Here is a 22572-nt window from a genome sequence, read left to right on the forward strand (position 1 = left end):
TGCCATGAACATCATCCAGCAGCTTGAGGCCGATCAGGCCACCCAGCTTGCCGAGGCCCGTCCGATCCCGGAATTCGGTCCCGGCGACACCGTCCGCGTCAACGTGAAGGTGGTCGAAGGCACCCGTGAGCGCGTGCAGGCCTATGAAGGCGTGTGCATCGCCCGCAAGAATGCCGGCCTCAACAGCTCGTTCACCGTGCGCAAGATCAGCTATGGCGAAGGCGTGGAGCGTGTCTTCCCGCTGTTCAGCCCGCGCATCGATTCGATCGACGTGGTTCGCCGCGGCGCCGTCCGCCGCGCCAAGCTCTATTACCTGCGCGGCCGCCGCGGCAAGTCCGCCCGTATCGCGGAGAAGCGCGATACCCGTCCCGCCAAGGAAGCGAAGGAAGGCTGAGGCTTTCCTCCAGCGTCATGGAAAAGGCCGCCCCGGAAGGAGGCGGCCTTTTCTTTGCCCCGGCGGCTGCCGCTCCTCAGTAATTGGAGGTGTCGACAGTTCTGCCGATATAGAGGACGGGGCCTGTTGGGCTGCCGGTCGGCGACCCGGCTTCAGACTCGACCGATATCTGGAAAAGTTGCCCGCCCCCAAGCGCCGGCAGAGCGGCGGCCGGCACCATCATCGACTGCCCCGGCTCCAGAAGCCCGAGCGACACCGGTCCCGCCGCCGGATCGGCCAGCGTCCAGAGCTGAAGCGTCCGGTCGGGAGCGATCGAGACCGTCTCCAGAGCCGTGAGCGTCATATTGCCGTCGGCGTCGGCACGGGCCAGATACCCCGCATCCGCGCCGTCCCGGCTTTGCAGGATCGCCATATAGGCCGCCGGCGGATCGAAGGGCCGCAACAGGACGACCGCCGCCAGAAGGATTGCGGCTATAGCGACGAGGCCGGTGGCCGCTCGCCAGAAACCCAGCCGGCGGGTGAGCGGCACCCGCGTCATCGATTTCGCGGAGGGCGCGGCGGGGCTCCTGGGAATGGTTCCGCCGCCGAGCGTCCGGGAGACACGCTCCCACAATTCGGGAGATGGAGGAACGGCATCGGCCGCTTCGTTGACTTCGTTCGAAGCCGACTCCCGGCGCTCTCCCCGCACCTGGTCCAGCGCCTGGTTACGCGCGATGGCGACGATCCAGGTCCGCGCGTCGCCTCGGGCGGGGTCGAAGGTCGCCGCCCTGGTCCAGACCTTCACCAAGGCGTCGTGGACGATGTCCTCTCCCACCGTGCGGTCGCGGGCGATCCCGCAGGCGACACCGACAAGGCGCGGCGCTTCACGATCGTATATTTCCCGGAGCGCCGTCCGATCGCCGCCGGCGCAGCGCCGAAGAAGCGCCTCCAGCGCGTCCGCCGACGTCGGAGAATGGGTTTCGACCGATCCCGTCGACGGTTCGCGCGCTCCCCTCATCTTCCTTCCTCTCCCGAGGGATGGGACGATGGACGCTTATATTTCGAACCCCGCGCCGGAGCCAGCCTTGTTCGGTCCGGAGGGTGACAATGTAGCAAGAATCACGCCTTCCGCCGGCCCCGCCGGTCCGGTATTCTCCGAAGCCTTACAGCACCGTTTACCGATGAGATTTCCATGGCCACGCCGCGCACGCTCTACGACAAGATCTGGGACGCCCATCTGGTCCACACCTCCGACGACGGCTCGGCGATCCTCTACATCGATCGCCACCTCGTGCATGAGGTGACCAGCCCGCAGGCCTTCGAAGGGCTGCGCATGGCCGGGCGCACGGTGCGCCGTCCCGACGCCACGCTGGCGGTGCCGGACCACAACGTGCCGACCTCCGACCGCTCCAAGGGCATCAGCGACGAGGAAAGCCGCATCCAGGTCGAGACGCTGGAGCGAAACGCCGACGATTTCGGCGTGCCGATCTTCAAGATGAACGACCGGCGGCAGGGCATCGTCCATATCGTCGGGCCGGAACAGGGGCTGACCCAGCCCGGCATGACCATCGTCTGCGGCGACAGCCACACCGCTACCCACGGCGCGTTCGGCGCACTGGCCTTCGGAATCGGCACCAGCGAGGTGGAACACGTCCTGGCGACCCAGACCCTGCAGCAGCGCCGCGCGAAGAACATGCGGATCACCGTCGATGGCGACCTGGCGCCCGGCGTGACGGCCAAGGACATCATCCTGGCGATCATCGGCAAGATCGGCACCGCCGGCGGCACCGGCCATGTCATCGAATATGCCGGATCGGCGATACGCGGCCTGTCTATGGAAGGCCGGATGACCATCTGCAACATGTCGATCGAGGCCGGCGCGCGCGCCGGGCTGATCGCGCCGGACGAAACCACCTTCGCCTACGTCAAGGGCCGGCCGCTGGCCCCGGAGGGAGATGAGTGGGAGAAGGCCGTCGCCTATTGGCGGACGCTGCCGTCGGACGAGGGCGCGACCTACGATACGGAGGTCCATCTGGCCGCCGCCGACATCGCGCCCAGCGTCACCTGGGGGACCAGCCCGCAGGACGTGGTGCCGATCACCGATCGCGTGCCCGATCCCAAGACCTTCGCCGATACCGGCAGGGCCAAGGCGGCGGAGCGCGCGCTGGACTATATGGGCCTCACCGCCGGCACGCCGATGAGCGAGATCCCGGTCGACAAGGTCTTCATCGGGTCCTGCACCAACGGGCGGATCGAGGATCTGCGCGCCGCCGCCGAGGTGGCGCGGGGCCGCAAGGTGGCCGACAGCGTCTACGCCATGATCGTCCCCGGCTCCGGCCTGGTGAAGGAGCAGGCGGAGCGCGAGGGGCTGGACCAGGTGTTCAAGGAGGCCGGCTTCGACTGGCGGGAGCCCGGCTGCTCCATGTGCCTGGCCATGAACGCCGACAAGCTGCAGCCCGGCGAACGCTGCGCCTCGACCTCCAACCGCAATTTCGAGGGCCGACAGGGCCGCGGCGGCCGGACCCATCTGGTCAGCCCGGCGATGGCCGTCGCGGCGGCGGTCACCGGCCATCTGACGGATGTCCGGCAGCTCGTCGGATAGCCTTTCCCCACCTCGTCTCCCCCGCATGAGCCCCCGCCCGAATTGACAATGGCGGGGGGCCTTGTGTTTAGTCCCATGCTTCCCGGGACGCGGAGGCCACGTCCCTTCAAGCCCCAAGGACATGAAATCCGATGATCCCAGCCGTGATGCCGACCTATGCGCGGGCCGATGTGGCGTTCGAGCGGGGCGAAGGGGCCTACCTCTTCGACACCGACGGGCGACGCTATCTGGATTTCGCCGCCGGCATCGCCGTGATGTCGCTGGGCCACTGCCATCCGCATGTCGTCCGGGCGCTGAAGGACCAGGGGAGCAAGCTCTGGCACACCTCCAACCTGTTCCGCATCCCGGAGCAGGAGAAGCTGGCCCGGCGGCTGGTCGAGGCCACCTTTGCCGACACCGTCTTCTTCTCCAATTCCGGGGTGGAGGCCTGGGAAGGCGCGACCAAGCTGGTGCGGAAATATCACTACGCCACCGGCAATCCGAAACGCTGGCGCATCATCACGGCGTCGGGGGCCTTCCACGGCCGGACGCTGGCCGCCATAGCGGCGGCGAAGAGCGAGAAGCTGACCAAGGGCTTCGGGCCGATCGTCGACGGGTTCGACCAGGTCGCCTGGGGCAATCTGAATGAGCTTCGCGCCGCGATCACCGACGAGACGGCGGCCATCCATGTCGAGCCGATCCAGGGCGAAGGCGGCGTGCGCGCGGCCTCGCTGGATTATCTGAGGGAGTTGCGGCGGGTCTGCGACGAGTTCGGCCTGCTGCTGTTCCTGGATGAGATCCAGACCGGCTACGGCCGCACCGGCAAGCTGTTCGCCCATGAATGGGCGGGCGTCACCCCCGACGTGATGTGCGTCGCCAAGGGCATCGGGTCGGGCTTCCCGATGGGCGCGTTCCTGGCGACGGAGAAGGCGGCGATCGGCATGACCGCCGGCGCGCACGGCACCACCTATGGCGGCAACCCGCTGGCGATGGCGGTCGGCAACGCCGTGCTGGATGTGATGCTGGAGCCGGGCTTCCTCCCCCGCGTCCGGAAGACGGCCGGGGCGCTGTGGGACCGGCTGTCCGCGCTGGTGAGCCGGCACGGCGCGGTGGTCGAGGAGGTGCGCGGCGCGGGGCTCCTGCTGGGGCTCAAATGCGTCCACCCCAATACGGAGATCATCGATGATCTGCGCGCCGAGGGCATGATCGTCGCGCCGGCCGGGGAGAACGTCATCCGCCTGTTGCCGTCGCTGATCATCGGCGAGGCGGAGATCGAGGAGGCCATCACCATCCTCGACCGGGTGTTCACGCGCCGAACCGCCGGAGAACAGCAGGCGAAGGCGGTCTGAACCCATGACCTCACCGAAGCATTTCCTCGACCTGCACAAGGTCGACAAGGCCGATCTGCGGTCGATCCTGGACCGCGCCGCGACGCTGAAGCGGGACGACCCGCGCGGCGAGGCCGCCCAGCCGCTCAAGGGCAAGACGCTGGCGCTGATCTTCGAGAAAAGCTCCACCCGCACCCGCGTTTCGTTCGAGGTGGGGATGCGGCAGCTTGGCGGGGAAACCGTCATGCTGTCTGGCGACCAGATCCAGCTTGGAAGAGGCGAGACGATCGCCGACACCGCCCGCGTCCTGTCCCGCTATGTCGACGCCATCATGATCCGCACCCATGGCGATGAACGCCTGGCGGAGATGGCGGAATACGCCACGGTGCCGGTCATCAACGGCCTGACCGACACGACCCACCCCTGCCAGCTGATGGCCGACGTGATGACGCTGGAGGAACGGTTGGGGCCGATCGCCGGCAAGTCGGTCGCCTGGATGGGCGACGGCAACAATGTCGCACGATCCTTCATCCGGGCCGCCGCCCAGTTCGACTTCGAACTCCGCCTCGCCTGTCCCGAGACGCTCCAGCCCCCGGCCGACCTGATCGCCTGGGCGCACCGGCAGGGAGCCAACGTCTCCGTCGGCGCCGATCCGGACACGACGGCGCGCGGGGTCGACTGCATCGTGACGGATACCTGGGTCTCCATGGGCGACAAGGATGCGCCGTCGCGTCACAATCTGCTTCGCCCCTACCAGGTGGATGAGCGGCTGATGTCGCTCGCCAAGCCGGAAGCGGTCTTCCTGCACTGCCTGCCCGCCCATCGCGGGGAGGAGGTGACCGACAGCGTGATCGACGGCCCGCAATCCGCCGTGTGGGACGAGGCGGAGAACCGCCTTCACGCACAGAAGGGGATCCTGCTGTGGTGCCTGGACGCATGAGCGGAGCCGGGATGGACGACGCCATCCTGCCGTTCCAGATCGATTCCTCCGGTCTTAGAGGCAGGTCGGCGCGGCTGGGCGCGGCGCTGGATGCGATCCTGGATCGGCACGACTATCCCGCGCCTGTCGCCGGCCTGCTGGGAGAGACGGTGACGCTGGCGGCGCTGCTGGCCAGCACACTGAAATATGATGGCGTTTTCACCTTGCAGACGAAGGGCGACGGCCCCGTTTCACTGATGGTCGCCGACGTCACCTCGACCGGCGACATCAGGGGCTATGCGCGCTTCGACGCCAATCGGCTGCCGCACGACGGAACGCCGACCTTCCGCGACCTGCTGGGCGCGGGGCACCTCGCGTTCACCGTCGACCAGGGGGAACACACGGAGCGTTATCAGGGCATCGTGGAGCTAACCGGCGACACGCTGGCCGAATGCCTCACCCATTATTTCCGGCAGTCGGAGCAGATAAACGCCGGCCTTAAGCTGGCGGTCGGCCGTGGCGACGCCGGATGGCGCGCCGGCGGGCTGATGCTGCAACGCCTGCCGGACCAGGAGAAGATCATCCCGGCGTCGGACCGCGAGGATGATTGGCGGCGGGCGATGATCCTGATGGAAAGCGCGACGGACGCCGAACTACTGGACCCCGGCCTTGCCCCATCCCGCCTGCTCTATCGTCTGTTCCACGAGGACGGGGTGCGCGTCTTCGACCCGCAGCCGGTGCGCGATCGATGCCGCTGCTCCCGCGACAAGGTGACGGCGGCGCTGACCGCCATCCCGAGGGCGGAGCTGGAGACGCTGAAGATCGATGGCCGCGTGGAGGTGAATTGCGAGTTCTGCAACACGACCTACCGTTTCGACGATGCCGATCTGGACCGGCTGAAGGAGGAAGCGCGGGCGGAGTCCTGAGACTTCTTCCCCTACCCGTCTCCCCGCGCCATCATCCTGCCATGCCGGGATGGTCCGTTTGCCGGATAGAAAAAATCACGCCACAGGGTGCCTCCTCCATGCCATTCGCCGTCTCCCGCCGCCTGTTCGTCTTCGGTTGCGCACTCGCTGTCGCCGCCTGTGCGACGCCGCCGATGCGCGAAACGCAGGAAATCCGCTTCACCACCCGCGCGCCGATCGTACTGGACGTGGCGCGGGTGGAGGTGGCGCAGAGCTACCAGCCGCCCCTGGCCGATCCGAATGTCGAACATCTGTTCCCGCAGGTGCCCAGTGACGTGATCCGTCGCTGGACGCGCGACCGGTTGCAGCCGGCCGGCACCGGCGGCTATGCGCGCGTCTATATCGAGGACGCCAGCGTCACGGCGGAACAGCTTGCCCGCACCCCCGGCATCCGGGGCGCGATCACGGTCGATCAGGCACAGCAACTCCGCGCCCGGTTCCAGGTGCGGATCGAGGCCGAGAACGGCAGCGGGACGAGAGGATACACCCTGGCCACGGCGCAGCGGACGACCAGCGTGCCGGAGGACGCCACCCTGGCCGAGCGGGAGCAGATCTGGTACCGCCTGACCGAAGCCACGATGAGTGATCTGGATGCGGAGTTGGAAAGCAACATCCGCGGCCAGATGGGGGCGCTGGTCCTCCGCTGAGGAGTCACGCCGGACTTGATCCCGGCATCCTACGATTTCGAAGGACGCCGGGCTTTCGCCTGCCCCTTCGCCGCCGGTGAAGCGGCCAAGGCCTATGGATTCCGGATCAAGTCCGGAATGACCAACAAAAACAATGTCATGCTGGACTTGTTGCAGCATCCATGCGGCGTCGAAAATGACGGGACCGCGCCCGATTCTTCGCCGCCGGTGAGGCGACGGCCCATGGATTCCCTCTGGGTAATTCCATGATGAACCTAAAAAGCGCCCGTCCATCGTTGCCGAGGACGGGCGTTTTAGTTTCTGCAGTTTGGATCATTAACGATCCGGAATGGAGTGTGGAGAAAGAACGTTTCTCCCGCAAGGTGCGATTTGGGCGGATCAGTGACTCGCCTCCGCTTTCAGAAAAATTCCCCCGCCTTCGGGGGTATGGGGGCGGGAAGGCGGGGGTAAGGGAGGGGAATAGGAAGTCACATCCTACGCATTGATAGGTAGGGTGCATCCCGTCCGCGCCAAGCTGAAAGAACGCTTCATGAACGATCTTTCATCCGCCGGAAAGGTTTCCGGCACACGTGCGATCAATGGATTTTTTGAGGAATGGTGCCGTAGGAGGGATTTGAACCCCCGACCACCCGCTTACGAAGCGGATGCTCTACCGCTGAGCTACTACGGCGAACCAGGTTCCGGCCAGACGGGCCGGGCGGCGCGCAACCTAGCCCCAGAAGCACGGGCCGTCAATGCGTTGCGACGCCGGAACTCACGCGGGTGGACGACCCCCGATCTCCCGCGTCAGGGCGGCGCAGGCGTCGGCGACCAGCCGGCCGAGCGAGGGCATCCGGTCGTCGGTCATCCGCGCCGTCGGGCCGGAGACCGAAAGGGCGGCCAGCGGCCGCCCCGTCTCATCGAGGACAGTCGACGCAACGCAGCGCAGGCCAATGGCATGTTCCTCATCGTCGATGGCGTAACCCCGTGAGTGCGCCTCGCGCAAATCCGCCAGCAGTGCTGTGGGCTCCACCCGCGTCCGGCCCGTCAGCCGGTCAAGCGGCCTTGCTTGCAGGATGACGGTCCGTTCCGCCTCCGGCAGCGCGGCCAGCAGCGCCTTGCCGACCCCGGACGCATGCATCGGCACCCGCGCGCCGACGCGGGCGAAGGCGCGCATCATCTGGTCGCATTCGATCTGCGCCAGATAGACCGCCTCCCCCCTGTCCTCCACCGCCATGTTCGCCGTCTCGCCCCCCTCCTCCACCAGCCGGCGCATGAACGGCCGGGCGAGCGCGACATGATTGCGTCCGCGGACGAAGGCCTGCCCGACCGAGAAGGCGGCGACGCCGATCGACCAGCGGCCGGTTTCGGCGTTCTGGCAGGCGAATCGCTGGGCCTCCAGGCTGCCCAGCAGGCGATGGGCGGTGGAAGGCGCCAATCCTGTCGCTTGGGCAAGTTCCGTCAGCGTCGCGCCATGCTCCGTCTCCGCCAGCCGCGCCAGGAGCGCAAGGCCGCGCGTCAGCGACTGCACCTGCCCCGCGCCGGTTTCGCTCCGTGATGATTTTTGCGATGTGGAACTCATTTCCATTTTTTGTAAGCTGTCGTTTCCCGTTTGAAAACCCTGACCCGTTCGGACCCCGCCCCTTCATGATCGACGATCCCAGAGCCCTGCTCGAAAAACTGTTCGCCGCCGCAATCGACGCGGCGCTGCCGTCGGCGCGGGTCCCGCCGCACCTGCCGCCGCCGCCGAAGGGCCGCACCATCGTCATCGGCGCCGGGAAGGCTTCGGCCGCCATGGCGCGAGCCGTCGAGGATCACTGGCCGGGCGATCTGGAGGGGCTGGTCGTCACGCGCTACGGCCATGCCGTCCCCTGCCGGCGGATAGAGATCGTGGAGGCGTCCCATCCGGTGCCCGACGAAGCCGGGCTGCGCGCGGCGGAGCGGGTCCTGGACCTCGCCGACGGCGCGGGAGAGGACGATCTGGTGCTCTGCCTCATCTCCGGCGGGGGATCGTCGCTGATGCCCCTGCCATCGCCGGGCCTTTCGCTGGAGGACAAGCAGGCGGTCAACCGGGCGCTGCTGAAATCGGGCGCGACGATCGACGAGATGAACTGCGTCCGCAAGCACCTCTCCGCCATCAAGGGCGGATGGCTGGCCGCCGCCGCCGCGCCGGCGAGGATGGTGACGCTTCTGATCTCCGACGTGCCGGGCGATGATCCCGACGTCATCGCCTCAGGCCCCACCGTCCCGGATCCCACCAGCTTCGCCGATGCGCGGACGATCCTGAAGAAGTACGCCGTCGATCTGCCGGTTGCCGTCCGTGACCATCTGGACCGGGCGGAGCGGGAAACGCCGAAGCCGGGCGACCCGATCTTCGCCAAGTCGGAGATCCGGATGATCGCCACGCCGCAGAGCGCGCTGGAGGCGGCGGCGGCGCTTGCTGGATCGATGGGCGTGGAAGCCCATATCCTCAGCGACCGCATCGAGGGCGAATCGCGGGATGTCGGCCTGGTGCTGGCCGCCCTGGCGCGGCAGGTCGCCGATCGCGACCAGCCCTTCGCCGCCCCTTGCGCCCTGCTGTCGGGCGGCGAGACGACGGTGACCGTGCGCGGCGACGGGCGAGGCGGCAGGAATGTCGAATTCCTGCTGTCGCTGGCGATCGCGCTGGAGGGCCACGGCCGCGTCTGGGCGCTGGCCGGCGACACCGACGGGATCGACGGCATGGAGGACAATGCCGGCGCGATCACCGGGCCCGACAGCCTCTCCCGCGGCGCAACAAAAGGGCTGATCGCCAAAGACCGCTTGGAACAGAATGACGGATATGGTTTCTTCGCGGCGCTGGGCGATCTGGTGACCACCGGGCCGACCCTGACCAACGTCAACGATTTCCGCGCCATCCTGGTGCTTCCTCGCTCCCCCTGAGGCACGGTCCCCGCGCATGACCAAACGCATACCGATCACCCGTGATCGAAAGATCAAGATCGTCGCCACCCTGGGCCCCGCCAGCGGGTCGGAGGAGATGATCCGGCGGCTCTTCGAGGCCGGAGCCGACGTCTTCCGGCTGAATTTCAGCCATGGAACGCAGGACGATCACGGCGAGAGGCTGAAGATCATCCGGGCGCTGGAGGAAGAATACCAGCGGCCGATCTCCGTGATGGCCGACCTCCAGGGACCGAAGCTGCGCGTCGGCACCTTCGCCAACGGGCCGGTCACGCTGAAGATCGGCCAGACCTTCCGGTTCGATGACGATCCGACGCCGGGCGACGAGACGCGCGTTCACCTGCCCCATCCGGAGGTGATGGAGGCGTTGCAGCCCGAAACGGTGCTGCTGCTGGACGACGGCAAGGTCCGGATGCGCGTTACCAAGGCGGGCAAGGGGTTTGCCGAAGCGATGGTCGAAGCAGGCAGCAGGCTCAGCGAGCGCAAGGGGCTGAACGTCCCCAACGCGCTGCTGCGCCTGTCGCCGCTGACGACGAAGGACAGGAAGGATTTGGACTACGCGCTGGACAAGGGCGTCGACTGGATCGCCATCTCCTTCGTCCAGCGGCCGGAGGACGTGGCCGAGGCGCGCAAGCTGATCGCCGGACGCGCGCAACTGATCGTGAAGATGGAGAAGCCGTCCGCGATCGAGCATCTGCGCGAGCTGGTGGAACTGACCGACGCGCTGATGGTCGCGCGCGGCGATCTGGGTGTGGAGATGCCGACGGAGGACGTTCCCGGCCTCCAGAAGCAGATGGTCCGCCGCTGCCGCCAGGCCGGCAAGCCGGTGATCGTCGCGACCCAGATGCTGGAAAGCATGATCTCCTCTCCCACCCCGACGCGCGCGGAAGCGTCCGACGTGGCGACCGCCGTCTATGACGGGGCGGACGCGGTGATGCTGTCGGCGGAAACGGCGTCCGGCGAGTATCCGGTGGAGGCGGTGACGATGATGAGCCGCATCGCCACCCGGTCGGAGCAGGACCCGCTCTACCGCTCGCTGATCGACGCGGTCCAGCTTGCGCCGGAAAGCACGGCCGCCGACGCGATCACCGCCGCCGCCCGCCAGGTCGCGACCACGATCAAGGCTGCCGCCATCGTCACCTACACGACCTCCGGATCGACGACGCTGCGCGCGGCGCGGGAACGGCCCGACGCGCCGATCCTCTGCCTCACCGCCAACCCTGCAACGGCGCGGCGGATGGCGCTCTGCTGGGGCGTCCACCCGATCCAGACCTCCGACGTCTCGACCTTTTCGGAAATGGTCAAGAAGGCCTGCCGACTGGCCTTCAAGGAAGGGCTGGCCCTGGAAGGCCAGCGGCTGGTCATCACCGCGGGTGTCCCCTTCGGCACGGCCGGCAACACCAACGTGCTGCGCATCGCCTGGGTGGAAGCCTGACAGTCAGATGGGCCTGAGGATCAGATCGGGTCGCCGGCGAGGAATTCTTTCAGCAGGGCGACATTGGCGGCCGCGCCGGGCGCGTGGGGGTGGATTTCCAGCGTCGCCTCGAACGCCGCAAGCGCCCGCTCAAGCTCGCCCAGTTCCACATAGCAGAGGCCGAGGCCCGACAGGGCGCCGAAATGCCTGGGCTCCAGCGCCAGAACGGCCTGGATGTCGGCGATCGATCCGGCATAGTCGCCGCGCATGTAGCGGATGGTGGCGCGCTGATTCCAGCCTTCCGCGAAATCCGGCTCCTGCGCCACGATTTGCGAGAAGGAGTCCTCCGCGACCTCCAGCAGCCCTTCCTGCGCCGCCGCCATGCCCTGGCTCATCAGCCGGCGGATATCGTCATTGTCGCCGTCATAGCGGAACCAGATGTTCCAGATCACCGTCTCGATGAACGCCGCGTCGGCCGGCGATTCGGCCAGGAAGAGACGGGTGAAGAGGTCGTCCAGCCGCGGATCGGTCTGATCGGCCCGAGCCGGCAGCCAGCACAGGACGAGGATCGACACGATAAGAATCAGCCGCGCGCCCATAAGCAGAAGATGGCGCGCACGGAACATCCGGCAAGCCCCGCGGTCACCCGGCCGGAAGCGGGAGCGCGGACGGGCGCGGCCCGCCGGTCGCCCAGTCCAGCAATTCCACGGTATGGACCACCGGAATATCCGTGCCGGAGGATATCTGGGTCATGCAGCCGATATTGCCGGCGGCGATAACGTCGGGTCCCGTGCTTTCGATGTTGCGCACCTTCCGGTCCCGCAATTCCGTCGCGATGGCGGGCTGGAGAAGGTTATAGGTGCCGGCCGACCCGCAGCAGAGATGGGCTTCGGGAACGTCGCACACCGCGAACCCCGCCGCTGCCAGCAACGCCTTCGGCTCCGCCCTCACCTGCTGCCCGTGCTGGAGGGAGCAGGCGGAATGATAGGCCACGTTCAGACCTTCGGGCGCGGCCGGCCGTTCCAGCCCGAGCGCCGCCATGAACTCCGTCACGTCCCTTGCCAACGCCGATGCCGCAGCCGCTCTGCCCGCCCATTCCGGATCGTCCCGGAACATGAAGCCGTAATCCTTCACGGTGGTCCCGCAGCCGGACGTGTTGACGATGATGGCGTCCAGCCCTTCCGCTTCCCGGCTCCAGGCATCGATATTGGCCCTGGCGGACGCTAAGGCCGCATCCTCCTTGCCCATATGGTGGGTCAGCGCGCCGCAGCAGCCGGCCCCCTTCGCGACCACCACCTCGACGCCGTGGCGGGTCAGCAGGCGGATCGTCGCCTCGTTGATATCGGTATCCAGCACCTGCTGCGCGCAGCCATTCAGCAGCGCAACCCGCGCCCGCCTCGACCCCTCCGCCGGAAATATCCCCGGCCGGTCGACTGCGCTGGGCGGCGGGATCTTCCGGGGGGCGAGCGCCACCATTGGGCGCAGCGCCTTCGGCAGGAACCGCGCCAGCGGCCGGACGAGCCCGGCCCCGATCACCGCCAGCCTGAACCGCGCGGGATAGGGCAGCAGGAAGGCCAGCAGCGCCCTTACGGCGCGGTCGGCGGGCGGTCGTTCGTAGGTGCGTTCGATATGCGCCCGCGCATGATCGACCAGATGCATGTAATGCACGCCGGACGGGCAGGTCGTCATGCAGGAGAGGCAGGAGAGACATCGGTCGACATGCTTCACCACCGGCGCGGTCGCCGGCCCGCCGCCCTCCAGCATCTCCTTGATCAGGTAGATGCGGCCGCGCGGGCTGTCCAGTTCGTCCCCCAGCAGCACATAGGTCGGGCAGGTCGCGGTGCAGAAGCCGCAATGGACGCAGGCCCGAAGAATCTTCTCCGATTCCGCGACCGCCGGGTCGGCCAGTTGGGCGAGGCTGAAATGGGTCTGCATCCTGCGTTCTTCCCTCAGATTCCGGGATACATTCGGCCGGGATTGAGGATCCTCTTGGGATCGAAGCTGTCCTTGATCCGCGCCGTCAGCGCCGCCAGCGCCGCCGGCTGCGGATGGAAGACATCGGTCGCCCCACGCACCGAATCCGGCGCGCGCACCAGCGTCGCATGGCCGCCCGAAGCATCGACCGCCGCCCGCACCCGCGCCGCGCCGTCTATCTCCTCCGGCGGCAGGGCGACCCAGATCAGCCCGCCGCCCCAGTCGAAGAAATGCGCAGCTCCGATCGCGGCCGCCACCGCCGCGCCCTGCGCCGGCGGCACGGAAAGCTTCCAGACGATGCGGTCGTCGCCGACGAAGGGCCGGACGTCCCGCACTCCCCGCCAGAAATCGGCCGAAACCTCGTCATCCAGGAAATCCATCTCTCCGAACGCCGACAGCGCCTCCGTTAGCTTCCCCGACCGGTAGGCGACGGATGGCCCGAATCCTTCCAACCGGATCGCCGTCCGCGCTTCCCCGCCCAGCGCCGCCGGCAGGTGCGCCGCGCCCGAAACGTCGTGGGGGCTCCGCAAGGCCAGGCCCATGGCCTCGACCGCCGCTTCGTCCTCCAGCCCCCGGACGACCACTGTCCGGGTTTCCTCCGGCGCGGGCAGCACCTTGAAGGTCAGCCCCGTCAGCGCGCCCAGCGTCCCGTAGGCGCCGGTCATCAGCTTGCAGACATCGTATCCGGTGACGTTCTTGACGACCCGGCCGCCCGCCTTGAACGCCTCGCCGCGTCCGCTGACCGCCGACAGACCCAGAAGATGGTCGCGCGCCGCGCCCGCCTTGATCCGGCGCGGTCCCGACAGGTTGCAGGAGAAGACCCCGCCCAGCGTCGCCTCGCCCGCCGGCGCACCCAGCAGGGGCCCCAGGTCGGGCGGCTCGAACGCCAGTTGCTGCCGGCTGGCGGAAAGCGCCGCCGCCACCTCCGCCAGGCTCGTGCCGGGGCCGCAGGACATGACCAGCTCCTCCGGCTCATGCAGGGCGATCCCCGACAGGCCCGACAGGTCGAGCGTCCGGTCCGCCCGGACAGGCCTGCCGAGCGCGCGCTTGGTCCCGCCCGACCGCAGCTCCAGCCGCACCTCTTCCGCCGCCGCCCAGCGCACGGCGTCCAGCACCTGGGCCTCATTGTCGGGATGCAGGATTTCGACCTCCCGTGACGGCGCGGCTTTCATCCTTAGAATCTCGGAATGTCGGGAAAGGCGGTCCGGCCCTTATGGACATGCATCCGCCCCAGTTCCGCGCAGCGATGCAAGGTCGGGAAGACCTTGCCGGGGTTGAGCAGCCCTTCCGGATCGAAGGCGCATTTCAGGCGCTGCTGCTGGTCCAGGTCGGCTTTTTCGAACTGGACTTCCATCAGGTCGCGCTTCTCAACGCCCACGCCATGTTCGCCGGTCAGCACGCCGCCGACCTCCACACACAGCCGGAGGATGTCCGCGCCGAACGCTTCGGCGGCCTCCAGCTCTCCCGGCTGGTTGGCGTCGTAGAGGATCAGCGGGTGGAGATTGCCGTCGCCGGCATGGAAGACGTTGGCGACGCGCAGCCCGTATTTCCCCGAAAGCTCCGCCATCCGCCGCAGCACATGGGGAAGCTGCTTCCGCGGGATGGTGCCATCCATGCAGTAATAATCCGGGCTGATCCGGCCGACCGCCGGGAAGGCCGCCTTCCGGCCTGCCCAGAAGCTCAGCCGCTCCTCCTCGCTCTCGCTGACGCGGATGGAGACGGCGCCGCAGGACCGGGCGATCGTCTCGACCTCCGCGATCAGATGATCGACCTCCGCCTCCGGCCCGTCCAGTTCGCAGATCAGCAGCGATTCGACGTCCAGCGGGTAGCCCGCCCTGACGAAGGCTTCCGCCGCGTGGATCGCGGGGCGGTCCATCATCTCCAGCCCGCCGGGGATGATGCCGGCCCCGATGATCCGGGCGACGCATTCCCCGCCATCCTCGCTGGTCGGGAAGCCCAGCAGCAGGGCCCGCTGCGTGGCCGGGCGTTTCAGGATGCGCACCGTCACCTCGGTCACCACGCCCAGCAGCCCTTCCGATCCCGTCATCACGCCCAGAAGGTCGTAGCCTTCGGAATCCAGATGCTTGCCGCCCAGCCGGATCACGTCGCCATTGACCAGCACCATCTCGACGCCCAGCAGATTGTTGGTCGTCAGCCCGTATTTCAGGCAATGCACGCCGCCGGAATTCTCCGCGACATTGCCGCCGATCGAACAGGCGATCTGGCTGGACGGGTCGGGCGCGTAATAGAAGCCCTCGGCCGCCACCGCGTCCGTAATGCCCAGATTGGTGACACCCGGCTGCACACGCGCGCAGCGGTTGGCGTAATCGACCTCCAGCACGCGGTTGAATTTCCCGAGCCCCAGCAGCACGGCGTCGGCCAGCGGCAGCGCGCCGCCGGACAGGGAGGTGCCGGCCCCGCGCGGCACGACCCGAACGCCGTTCTCACTGCAATAGCGGAGGATTGCGGAAACCTGCTCCGTCGTCGAGGGCAGCACGACGATGAAGGGCATCTGGCGATAGGCGGTCAGCCCGTCGCTCTCATAGGCGCGCATCTCCGCCTCGTCGACGATCACGCCCTCTCCGGGCACGATGGCGCGCAATGCCTGGACGATCTCCTGCCGCCGCACGATCACGGCGGCGTCGGGCGTCGGCATCTTCATCGGACGTCTCTCCAACCCTCGCAAAGTGGTATTACCACTCTATCGAAGAGCCCGCCCCTGTCGAGGAAAAATGAAGATTCCGGACATAGCCCGGAAACGAAAAACCGCGCCGGAAGGCGCGGTTCGACGGTCATCACTGAGAAGACGCGGGAGCGAATCCCGCGCGGCGGATCAGCCCTGGCGGACCTTGAACCGCGGGTTCTCCTTGTTGATGACGTAGACGCGGCCCTTGCGCCGGACGACGCGGCACGCGCGATGCCGGTTCTTCAGGCTCTTGAGCGAGTTGACGACCTTCATGACACCCATCCATCAAAGACGGCCCCGAACGGGTGTCGAGGCCGGATCAAAAAGCGGCGGCAACGTAACTAGGGAGCCAGACGCTGTCAAGCGCGGGAAAACGGGCTTCCGTGAGCCTAAGGCGCCAACGCGTAGAAACGATAGACCCGGAGCGCGCCGGCGTCGAAGGCGGCGACGCGGCGGAACCAGGATTCGGCTTCGGCGAGGATAAGCGCCTGCGTCTCGTCGTCGGCTTTGCCCCGCTGGGCGATGATCTCCGACAGCTTCTCCCAGGCGGTGACGATACGGTGCCGGTAAGCATCGGTCACGTCCTCCGCGATGCGGATGTCGAACAGGGCGCTTTCCAGCAGCTTCTTCGTCTGGGACACGGTCGCCGGATGGGCCGGCGGGGCCTCCCCCTTCAGCCAGCTTGTCACCGCCGGCCCCTTGGCGGCGCCGTCGGCCAGGACATAATCGGTGAACAGGAAATGCGCACGCGGCTTCAGCGCCTTCAGCACATGGTCGATCATGCGGCGCTTGTCGCCGATCGTGAACATCAGTTCCTTCGAGAAGACGGCGTCGTAACGCTTGTCGAACTCTGGATCCTCGGGATCGAAGAGGCCGATCGGCGCCCGCTTCTCCAGCCCCGCCGCCGTCGAGCGGTGCATGCCGGCATGGGCCAGCACGGGATCGGCCTCCAGCCCCGTGATCCATGCGCCCGTGGTCAGCGCCATATGCCGCGACGCGCCGCCCAGCCCGGCGCCGAGGTCGAGCACACTCATACTCTCATCCAGGCCGAAGGGCTTGATCAGCGTCGGGATCCAGTCGTCGCCGCCGGGCGTGTGGAAACCCTTGCCCCAGACCATCTCCACGATCTCTATCCGGGTCGCCGACCAATAGTCGGAATGGGGGCCGTCGGAGGGGCCGGGCTCATCCAGGCCGTCATCGCCGCCGCGCCGCCCCAGGCCGGAAAGGTCGTAACCTTCCCACCAGGCCTTCAAACGGGTCTTCCAGGGCATTCCGATAGATGCGGTCATGCTGCGAGCGATGCCCTCGCCTTGGAGAAAAGGTCGCACAAAAGCCACGTTCAGGCGTTTCTTGGCCTTAGACGATCCTATGTTAAGGACCGGTTAAGCCCCATCCGTCAACGGAAACGGCGCTGGAACCCGGCGCCGCCTCCTTCGTTGTGAAAGGAACCGCCATGCCACGGGACAGGCCGACCCTCTTTTCTCACTTTTCTGTCGAAAGCCGGTCCCGACCCGGCGGTTCTTAATTGTAAGTTAACCATATCCGCGCGACCCTGACACAACGCACCCCCGGGGCACTCGTTCTATGATCTGCGGTCCGTCCGTCCGGCCCTTCCAGGCCAAGCAGTCCGTCCGGTCCGCCAGGACCAATGCACCGGTCAAGGTCGTCATCGTGGCTTGCGCCTCGCTCGCCTTGCTGGCGGCATGCGTCACCAAGCGCGTGCAGCCGCCGGCGGTCGACATGGCCCAGGTAAGGCTGGCCGGCGAACTGGGTGGGCTTCCGCCCAAACCGGATGGTAAACCGGCCGACCGGCCAGAGGGCTCCACGCTGGAGGTCGCCGCGCTGCCGCCGGAGGATGAGGCGGCGGCTACAGGCGAACTGGCCCTGCAGCCCAGCCGGCCGGCCTCGGCGCTGATCGGCCTGAACGAGGAGGAGATGCGGGCTCGCTACGGCGACCCCACGCAGATCCTGGAGGCCCCACCGGGAATCCGGTGGCAGTATGGTGACGGTGCGCAGGGTTGCACGGTCCAGGTTTTCTTCTTCATGGAGGTCGCCACCCGCCAGATGCGGGTGCTCTCCTACGAGGTAACCGGTGATGGTGATGCCGCACAGTCTGAGCAACAATGTCTTGCCGATTTCACCGCCCAAACCGACCCCGAACGGGGGTAATGCCGGCCGCGTCGTCCTGATCGACGACGACGACCTGTTCCGGGAGGCGCTCGGCCTAAACCTGTCGGACGAAGGCTTCGACGTCCTGACGTTCGACCGCGGCCAGAAGGGCCTGGACTATTTCGCCTCCGGCGGCGCGGCCGATATCGTGCTGCTGGACTGGCGGATGCCCGAAGTGGACGGCATCAAGGTCCTGCACCGCCTGCGCGAAAGCGGCGTGGACGTGCCGGTCATCTTCCTGACCGTGCTGTCGGACCAGATCTACGAGGAAGCGGCGCTGGCCGGCGGCGCGATCGATTTCGTGGAGAAGTCGCGCAGCCTGTCGATCCTGCTGAAGCGGATGCAGCTTATCGTCGAGGGCCGGAAGGCGGCCGCCGGCGGCGCGTCGGCCCAGGCGGGCGCGCAGGGCGGCGCGCCGGTGCTGAAGATCGGCGACCTCGACCTGCTCCAGGAGGATTGCCGGGCGCAGTGGCGCGGCAAGCCCGTCGACCTGACTCTGACCGAGTTCAAGATCATCAACATGCTGGCGACGCGCGCCGGCCGGGACGTCTCCTACCGGGAGATCTACGATCTGGCGCGCGGGGCTGGATTCATCGCGGGCTATGGCGATGTCGGCTACCGCTCCAACGTCCGCGCCTTCATCAAGCGCATCCGGCAGAAATTCCGGGCGATCGATCCGGATTTCGAGCAGGTCGAGAACTATCCCGGCTTCGGCTATCGGTGGTTGGAACCGCATGACTGACGGCGGCCCCTACATACCCGCGCAAGGCGGCAGCGGCCTGGGCCGCTTCTTCCGCTCGCTCGCCCTTCGGCTGATCGTGCTGGTGGTGGTGTTCGTCGCCATGCCGATCCTGATCTATCAGCAGTTCGAAGCGGCGGACGAGGACAAGCAGACCCTGCTTCTGGACAGCGCGCAGCGCCAGGGGCAGTTGATTGCCGCCGCGCTGGGGCCGCGCCTGAAAAGCGCGTCGAACGGCATACCGGCCGACCTTTCCGACGATCTGGCGCTGCTGGCGGACGACGGGACGCGCATCCGGCTGCTGCTGCTGCCCAGCCGGGCGAGCGGGGTCAGCGGGTTCTTCTATGTCGCCTCCGCGCCACAGGTCAGCATCGGCTTCATGGATGCGGAGCGGGAGGAGCTGATGGCCCGCGGCATCCTCGACCGGCTGGCCATGAGCTGCGAGGGCGAGGTGCCGCTGGCGCTGCGTCTGGGCGGCCAGGAGGATGGCGGGGAGATCGTCACCTCGATCACGCCGATCAACACCGTCTTCGGCTGCTGGGCGGTCGTCACCTCCCAGGCCACCGACGCCCTGCTGGGCACGTCGCTGGGTCAGGAATACTGGCAGACGCCGGAGATCAAGGCCGCGGCGCTGATCTATGTCGCGATGGCGATGCTGGCGCTGGCGATGTTCGTCGACATCTGGCGCAACCTGCGCCGGTTCGGCCGGCTGGCGCGGAAGATCGGCGTCAATGATGACGGCACCGTGCGCTTCGCCGCGCAGAACCGGCTGCCGGAACTGGACAGCGTGGCACAGGATTTCGACCGGCTGGTCGACCGGCTGCGGCGGTCGGCGGAGGATATCCGCCAGGCGGCGGAGGACAACGCCCACGCCTTCAAGACCCCGATCGGCGTCATCCGCCAGTCGGTCGAGCCGCTGAAGCGGCTGATCGGGGAAGAACGGCGCGGCCGGCTGTCGATCGAGATGATCGAGCTGTCGGTCCACAAGCTGGACACTCTGGTGTCCGGCGCGCGGCGCATGGACGAGGCGACGGCCGACCTTGTCGACCCGACCATGCACGAGCTGGATTTGAGCAAGCTGATGACCCGGATGGTCAAGGGCGCGACGGCCGTCCATTCCACCCGCAACATCCATTTCGATGCGGAGCTGGAGCCGAACCTGAAGGTCCGTGCGACGGAGGACATGATCGAGACGATCGTGGAGAACATCCTCGACAACGCGGCTTCCTTCTCCCTCCCCGGCGGCTCGATCGAAATTCGCCTGCGCAAGCTGCGGGACAAGGCGGAGCTGACCATCCGCGACCACGGCCCCGGCGTCGCGCCGGAGAAGCTGGCCCGCATCTTCGAGCGGTACTACAGCGACCGGCCGGCGATGGTGATGGCGGTCAACGCGCCCCTGCCCAGCGAGGAGACGCATTTCGGCATAGGGCTCTGGATCGTCCGGCAGAACGTGCTGGCGCTGGGCGGCGACGTGGCCGCGCTGAACCATGCCGATCGCGGACTGGTGGTGCGGGTCGCCCTGCCGCTGGCGCGCTAAAGATGGGCCCCTGATAGTTAATTTTCGTTAACCCATCACAGCTTTGACACACCAGCAATTTCAATAAGTTGGCTATGCTTTTTTCGTGCCGTGAGGGTTCTTCGGTGAACCCTCTGGCTGTTGAGACGGAGCCAACGGCATGTCCCTGAATATCGCCTCCTCGGCATCGGTCGGCTGTCCTGCCTCGGACGTGCCGGATGCGTTGCGCGCCGGTTCCCTGGACTGGACGCTTCGCCTGCTGGGCTGCGCCAATCTTCAGGTGTCCCTGTTCCGTCTCAGGGTCCATGGCGTTTCGGCGGTCGCGACCCCGTCGGCGCGGACCCTGATCGAAGAGCGCTTCGGCGCGGCCTTCACGATGGACTGGCGGGCCGATGGCTCCGCGGTGCTTCTGCTCGTCCGGACAAGCGAGACCGGGCAGACGGCGACCCGCCGGGTTCTTGAAGAGGTGACCGATATGTTGCGGCAGCCATCCTGGCCGCACTACGCGGTCGTGGAGGTCGCCGGCATCCACAAAGCCTCATCGGAGGTCCTGGACTCCGGTGACGTGGTCGCCGAACTCTCCTCCGCTCCCCGAGCGTTCCTGGATGGCGCTTGCGCCGCCAACCATCCCACTTGACCTTCCCAACCGGGCGTGACGGTGGCCGCCGTCATGCCCGGATTTTTTATCGGCGCCCTTCCGGACAATACCACCTCATGACCAGTGCGAGCAGCGACACGGGCGCAGTTGCGCTCGACATGAGCGCGCAACTATAGCGACGCGACCATAGATTGAAATTCCCCGTTAAATAGGCCATTGCGCCGCTGCCGCGGGCCGGCGGGTTGCTTGACATTGCTTTTGGGAGCGCCGCACGATCCCTCGTCGAATAATGCCGGACCGCCCCTTTGCATGACGTCCGGCGACCATAACAAGCAATGGCGAACAGGGGGTTCCAATCCAGGAAACTTAGCGGCTGGCTCCGCGGCGCATCGCTCGTCGCCCTGGCGCTCGCCATCCCGGCGACCGCTTCGGCGCAATCGGGCGAACTGGTGATCGAGAGCTGGCGGAACGACGATCTGGCGATCTGGGAAGACGTCATCATCCCGGCGTTCAACGAACATTATCCCGATGTCGAAGTCACCTTCTCGCCCTCCGCGCCGGCGGAATACAACGCCGCGCTCAATGCCAAGCTGCAGGCCGGCACCGCCGGGGACCTGATCACCTGCCGGCCGTTCGACGCCTCCCTCGCCCTGTTCCAGCAGGGTCATCTGGCGTCGCTGAACGATCTGCCCGGCATGGAGAATTTCTCCGACGTGGCGAAGAGCGCCTGGGTGACCGACGACGGGTCGGACATCTTCTGCGTGCCGATGGCTTCGGTGATCCACGGCTTCCTCTACAATACGGAGATATTCGAGGAGTTGGGGCTGGAGGAACCGACGACGGTCGCGGAATTCCATGCCCTCCTGGACAAGGTCAAGGAAGACGGCACCTACACCCCGATGGCCATGGGCACCGCCGATCAATGGGAGGCCGCGACCATGGGCTTCCAGAATATCGGCCCGAACTACTGGGGCGGCGAGGAAGGCCGGCTGGCGCTGATCGCCGGGGAAGACAAGTTCACCGACCCCAACTACGTCGCCGTCTTCCAGGCGCTGGCGGAATGGGCGCCCTATCTGGGCGAGGGCTATACCGCCCAGACCTATCCGGATTCGCAGAACCTGTTCACGCTGGGCCGGGCGGCGGTCTACCCCGCCGGGTCGTGGGACATCTCCGTCTTCAACGAGCAGGCGCTGTTCGAGATGGGAGCCTTCCCGCCGCCGGTTCCGGAGGAAGGCGATGCCTGCTACATCAGCGACCATACCGACATCGCGATGGGCATGAACACCGCCACCGACAACCCGGAAGCCGCCAAGGCCTTCCTGGAATGGATGACGACGGCGGAGTTCGCGTCGCTCTACGCCAACGCGCTGCCGGGCTTCTTCTCGCTGTCCAACCATGAGGTGACGCTGGAAGATCCGCTGGCCGCCGAATTCCAGAGCTGGCGCGGCGAGTGCGAATCGACCATCCGCAACTCCTATCAGATCCTCTCCCGTGGAGAGCCGAACCTGGAGAACGAGCTGTGGAACGTCAGCGCCCAGGTCATCAACGGCACCCTGACGCCCGAAGAGGCCGCCGAGCAGATCCAGACCGGCCTGGATAGCTGGTACACGCCGGCTGAGTAAGCGACGGTCCCCTCACCCTCCCGCTTCGCGGGTCCCTCCCTCTCCCACAAGGGGAGAGGGTGAAGTTGTTAGCCCTCTCCCCTTGTGGGAGAGGGTTGGGTGAGGGGGAGTTTCCAACCCGG

General features: G+C 67.1%; 22 protein-coding genes and 1 tRNA gene. 14 read left to right on the forward strand and 9 right to left on the reverse strand.

The features are described from left to right. The first annotated feature begins 4 nt into the window (after positions 1 to 4). On the forward strand, positions 5 to 394 hold the full coding sequence (gene rplS, locus AAFN89_RS09500; protein ID WP_347538391.1) for a 50S ribosomal protein L19: 390 nt from the start codon (positions 5 to 7) through the stop codon (positions 392 to 394). A 76-nt stretch (positions 395 to 470) separates the two neighbouring features. Here rplS and AAFN89_RS09505 read toward each other — a convergent pair whose 3' ends face one another. Continuing rightward, positions 471 to 1391, reverse strand: coding sequence for an anti-sigma factor (locus AAFN89_RS09505; RefSeq protein ID WP_347538393.1), 921 nt, complete (start codon positions 1389 to 1391; stop codon positions 471 to 473). Between the two features lie 174 nt (positions 1392 to 1565). Here AAFN89_RS09505 and leuC point away from each other — a divergent pair, with 174 nt between their 5' ends. The 6 genes from leuC to AAFN89_RS09535 all read left to right on the forward strand — a co-directional run bounded on the left by leuC (position 1566) and on the right by AAFN89_RS09535 (position 7062). Next, positions 1566 to 2975 (forward strand): 3-isopropylmalate dehydratase large subunit, encoded by a 1410-nt coding sequence (gene leuC / locus AAFN89_RS09510; RefSeq protein WP_347538395.1) that lies wholly within the window; start codon positions 1566 to 1568, stop codon positions 2973 to 2975. 131 nt (positions 2976 to 3106) lie between these two features. Continuing rightward, complete coding sequence (locus AAFN89_RS09515) at positions 3107 to 4303, forward strand: aspartate aminotransferase family protein (RefSeq protein WP_347538397.1); 1197 nt, start codon at positions 3107 to 3109, stop codon at positions 4301 to 4303. Between the two features lie 4 nt (positions 4304 to 4307). Next, complete coding sequence (gene argF / locus AAFN89_RS09520; RefSeq protein ID WP_347538399.1) at positions 4308 to 5222, forward strand: ornithine carbamoyltransferase; 915 nt, start codon at positions 4308 to 4310, stop codon at positions 5220 to 5222. An 11-nt stretch (positions 5223 to 5233) separates the two neighbouring features. Further along, positions 5234 to 6127: an Hsp33 family molecular chaperone gene (locus AAFN89_RS09525; protein ID WP_347538401.1), complete on the forward strand. Its 894-nt coding sequence runs from the start codon at positions 5234 to 5236 to the stop codon at positions 6125 to 6127. 98 nt (positions 6128 to 6225) lie between these two features. Next, the gene (locus AAFN89_RS09530; protein ID WP_347538404.1) at positions 6226 to 6813 is read left to right on the forward strand and encodes a hypothetical protein; all 588 of its coding nucleotides are present in this window, start codon (positions 6226 to 6228) and stop codon (positions 6811 to 6813) included. A gap of 15 nt (positions 6814 to 6828) precedes the next feature. After that, entirely contained in the window at positions 6829 to 7062 is a 234-nt protein-coding gene (locus AAFN89_RS09535) for a hypothetical protein (RefSeq protein WP_347538406.1), read from the forward strand. Between the two features lie 346 nt (positions 7063 to 7408). On the opposite strand, the gene AAFN89_RS09540 is transcribed toward AAFN89_RS09535, so the two are convergent. Next, positions 7409 to 7483, reverse strand: a tRNA-Thr gene (locus AAFN89_RS09540). An 84-nt stretch (positions 7484 to 7567) separates the two neighbouring features. Beyond that, on the reverse strand, positions 7568 to 8374 hold the full coding sequence (locus tag AAFN89_RS09545) for an IclR family transcriptional regulator C-terminal domain-containing protein (protein WP_347538408.1): 807 nt from the start codon (positions 8372 to 8374) through the stop codon (positions 7568 to 7570). Between the two features lie 65 nt (positions 8375 to 8439). Here AAFN89_RS09545 and AAFN89_RS09550 point away from each other — a divergent pair, with 65 nt between their 5' ends. Continuing rightward, positions 8440 to 9714, forward strand: coding sequence for a glycerate kinase (locus AAFN89_RS09550; RefSeq protein WP_347538410.1), 1275 nt, complete (start codon positions 8440 to 8442; stop codon positions 9712 to 9714). 16 nt (positions 9715 to 9730) lie between these two features. After that, the gene (gene pyk, locus AAFN89_RS09555) at positions 9731 to 11167 is read left to right on the forward strand and encodes a pyruvate kinase (protein WP_347538412.1); all 1437 of its coding nucleotides are present in this window, start codon (positions 9731 to 9733) and stop codon (positions 11165 to 11167) included. 20 nt (positions 11168 to 11187) lie between these two features. On the opposite strand, the gene AAFN89_RS09560 is transcribed toward pyk, so the two are convergent. The 6 genes from AAFN89_RS09560 to AAFN89_RS09585 all read right to left on the reverse strand — a co-directional run bounded on the left by AAFN89_RS09560 (position 11188) and on the right by AAFN89_RS09585 (position 17095). Continuing rightward, complete coding sequence (locus AAFN89_RS09560; RefSeq protein ID WP_347538414.1) at positions 11188 to 11772, reverse strand: tetratricopeptide repeat protein; 585 nt, start codon at positions 11770 to 11772, stop codon at positions 11188 to 11190. Between the two features lie 16 nt (positions 11773 to 11788). Continuing rightward, complete coding sequence (glcF, locus tag AAFN89_RS09565; RefSeq protein WP_347538416.1) at positions 11789 to 13081, reverse strand: glycolate oxidase subunit GlcF; 1293 nt, start codon at positions 13079 to 13081, stop codon at positions 11789 to 11791. Between the two features lie 14 nt (positions 13082 to 13095). Further along, positions 13096 to 14292 carry a glycolate oxidase subunit GlcE gene (gene glcE, locus AAFN89_RS09570; RefSeq protein WP_347538418.1) on the reverse strand — a complete coding sequence of 399 codons (1197 nt, stop codon included), beginning with the start codon at positions 14290 to 14292 and terminating at the stop codon, positions 13096 to 13098. 2 nt (positions 14293 to 14294) lie between these two features. Beyond that, a complete protein-coding gene (locus AAFN89_RS09575) occupies positions 14295 to 15782 on the reverse strand; it encodes an FAD-linked oxidase C-terminal domain-containing protein (protein ID WP_347538420.1) in 1488 nt (495 codons plus the stop codon). 171 nt (positions 15783 to 15953) lie between these two features. After that, positions 15954 to 16079 (reverse strand): type B 50S ribosomal protein L36, encoded by a 126-nt coding sequence (gene ykgO / locus AAFN89_RS09580; protein ID WP_347538422.1) that lies wholly within the window; start codon positions 16077 to 16079, stop codon positions 15954 to 15956. A gap of 116 nt (positions 16080 to 16195) precedes the next feature. Continuing rightward, positions 16196 to 17095, reverse strand: coding sequence for a class I SAM-dependent methyltransferase (locus tag AAFN89_RS09585; RefSeq protein WP_347538424.1), 900 nt, complete (start codon positions 17093 to 17095; stop codon positions 16196 to 16198). 295 nt (positions 17096 to 17390) lie between these two features. On the opposite strand from AAFN89_RS09585, the gene AAFN89_RS09590 reads away from it, so the two are divergent. From AAFN89_RS09590 to AAFN89_RS09610, 5 genes are all read left to right on the forward strand, one after another. Next, entirely contained in the window at positions 17391 to 17975 is a 585-nt protein-coding gene (locus AAFN89_RS09590) for a hypothetical protein (protein ID WP_347538426.1), read from the forward strand. Next, positions 17908 to 18717, forward strand: coding sequence for a response regulator transcription factor (locus AAFN89_RS09595; RefSeq protein WP_347538428.1), 810 nt, complete (start codon positions 17908 to 17910; stop codon positions 18715 to 18717). The genes AAFN89_RS09590 and AAFN89_RS09595 overlap by 68 nt, the downstream gene beginning before the upstream one ends. Further along, positions 18710 to 20251, forward strand: a complete 1542-nt coding sequence (locus tag AAFN89_RS09600) for a HAMP domain-containing sensor histidine kinase (RefSeq protein WP_347538430.1) — start codon at positions 18710 to 18712, stop codon at positions 20249 to 20251. The genes AAFN89_RS09595 and AAFN89_RS09600 overlap by 8 nt, the downstream gene beginning before the upstream one ends. A gap of 139 nt (positions 20252 to 20390) precedes the next feature. Next, positions 20391 to 20867, forward strand: a complete 477-nt coding sequence (locus AAFN89_RS09605) for a hypothetical protein (RefSeq protein ID WP_347538432.1) — start codon at positions 20391 to 20393, stop codon at positions 20865 to 20867. Between the two features lie 296 nt (positions 20868 to 21163). Continuing rightward, on the forward strand, positions 21164 to 22450 hold the full coding sequence (locus tag AAFN89_RS09610) for an ABC transporter substrate-binding protein (RefSeq protein WP_347538434.1): 1287 nt from the start codon (positions 21164 to 21166) through the stop codon (positions 22448 to 22450). Positions 22451 to 22572: the final 122 nt, after the last annotated feature.

The sequence above is a fragment of the Inquilinus sp. CAU 1745 genome (assembly GCF_039839375.1).
Classification (GTDB): domain Bacteria; phylum Pseudomonadota; class Alphaproteobacteria; order DSM-16000; family Inquilinaceae; genus JBDOQU01.

What these genes read in the sequence shown, in the direction of transcription:
- glcE (WP_347538418.1), bottom strand. Translation starts at nt 14,292, where the DNA reads ATGAAAGCCGCGCCGTCACGGGAGGTCGAAATCCTGCATCCCGACAAT.
- AAFN89_RS09575 (WP_347538420.1), bottom strand. Translation starts at nt 15,782, where the DNA reads ATGAAGATGCCGACGCCCGACGCCGCCGTGATCGTGCGGCGGCAGGAG.
- AAFN89_RS09550 (WP_347538410.1), top strand. Translation starts at nt 8,440, where the DNA reads ATGATCGACGATCCCAGAGCCCTGCTCGAAAAACTGTTCGCCGCCGCA.
- AAFN89_RS09600 (WP_347538430.1), top strand. Translation starts at nt 18,710, where the DNA reads ATGACTGACGGCGGCCCCTACATACCCGCGCAAGGCGGCAGCGGCCTG.
- glcF (WP_347538416.1), bottom strand. Translation starts at nt 13,081, where the DNA reads ATGCAGACCCATTTCAGCCTCGCCCAACTGGCCGACCCGGCGGTCGCG.
- AAFN89_RS09595 (WP_347538428.1), top strand. Translation starts at nt 17,908, where the DNA reads ATGCCGCACAGTCTGAGCAACAATGTCTTGCCGATTTCACCGCCCAAA.
- AAFN89_RS09525 (WP_347538401.1), top strand. Translation starts at nt 5,234, where the DNA reads ATGGACGACGCCATCCTGCCGTTCCAGATCGATTCCTCCGGTCTTAGA.
- ykgO (WP_347538422.1), bottom strand. Translation starts at nt 16,079, where the DNA reads ATGAAGGTCGTCAACTCGCTCAAGAGCCTGAAGAACCGGCATCGCGCG.
- leuC (WP_347538395.1), top strand. Translation starts at nt 1,566, where the DNA reads ATGGCCACGCCGCGCACGCTCTACGACAAGATCTGGGACGCCCATCTG.
- AAFN89_RS09605 (WP_347538432.1), top strand. Translation starts at nt 20,391, where the DNA reads ATGTCCCTGAATATCGCCTCCTCGGCATCGGTCGGCTGTCCTGCCTCG.
- AAFN89_RS09530 (WP_347538404.1), top strand. Translation starts at nt 6,226, where the DNA reads ATGCCATTCGCCGTCTCCCGCCGCCTGTTCGTCTTCGGTTGCGCACTC.
- AAFN89_RS09585 (WP_347538424.1), bottom strand. Translation starts at nt 17,095, where the DNA reads ATGACCGCATCTATCGGAATGCCCTGGAAGACCCGTTTGAAGGCCTGG.
- AAFN89_RS09515 (WP_347538397.1), top strand. Translation starts at nt 3,107, where the DNA reads ATGATCCCAGCCGTGATGCCGACCTATGCGCGGGCCGATGTGGCGTTC.
- AAFN89_RS09545 (WP_347538408.1), bottom strand. Translation starts at nt 8,374, where the DNA reads ATGAGTTCCACATCGCAAAAATCATCACGGAGCGAAACCGGCGCGGGG.
- argF (WP_347538399.1), top strand. Translation starts at nt 4,308, where the DNA reads ATGACCTCACCGAAGCATTTCCTCGACCTGCACAAGGTCGACAAGGCC.
- AAFN89_RS09505 (WP_347538393.1), bottom strand. Translation starts at nt 1,391, where the DNA reads ATGAGGGGAGCGCGCGAACCGTCGACGGGATCGGTCGAAACCCATTCT.
- AAFN89_RS09590 (WP_347538426.1), top strand. Translation starts at nt 17,391, where the DNA reads ATGATCTGCGGTCCGTCCGTCCGGCCCTTCCAGGCCAAGCAGTCCGTC.
- AAFN89_RS09610 (WP_347538434.1), top strand. Translation starts at nt 21,164, where the DNA reads ATGGCGAACAGGGGGTTCCAATCCAGGAAACTTAGCGGCTGGCTCCGC.
- rplS (WP_347538391.1), top strand. Translation starts at nt 5, where the DNA reads ATGAACATCATCCAGCAGCTTGAGGCCGATCAGGCCACCCAGCTTGCC.
- AAFN89_RS09560 (WP_347538414.1), bottom strand. Translation starts at nt 11,772, where the DNA reads ATGTTCCGTGCGCGCCATCTTCTGCTTATGGGCGCGCGGCTGATTCTT.
- pyk (WP_347538412.1), top strand. Translation starts at nt 9,731, where the DNA reads ATGACCAAACGCATACCGATCACCCGTGATCGAAAGATCAAGATCGTC.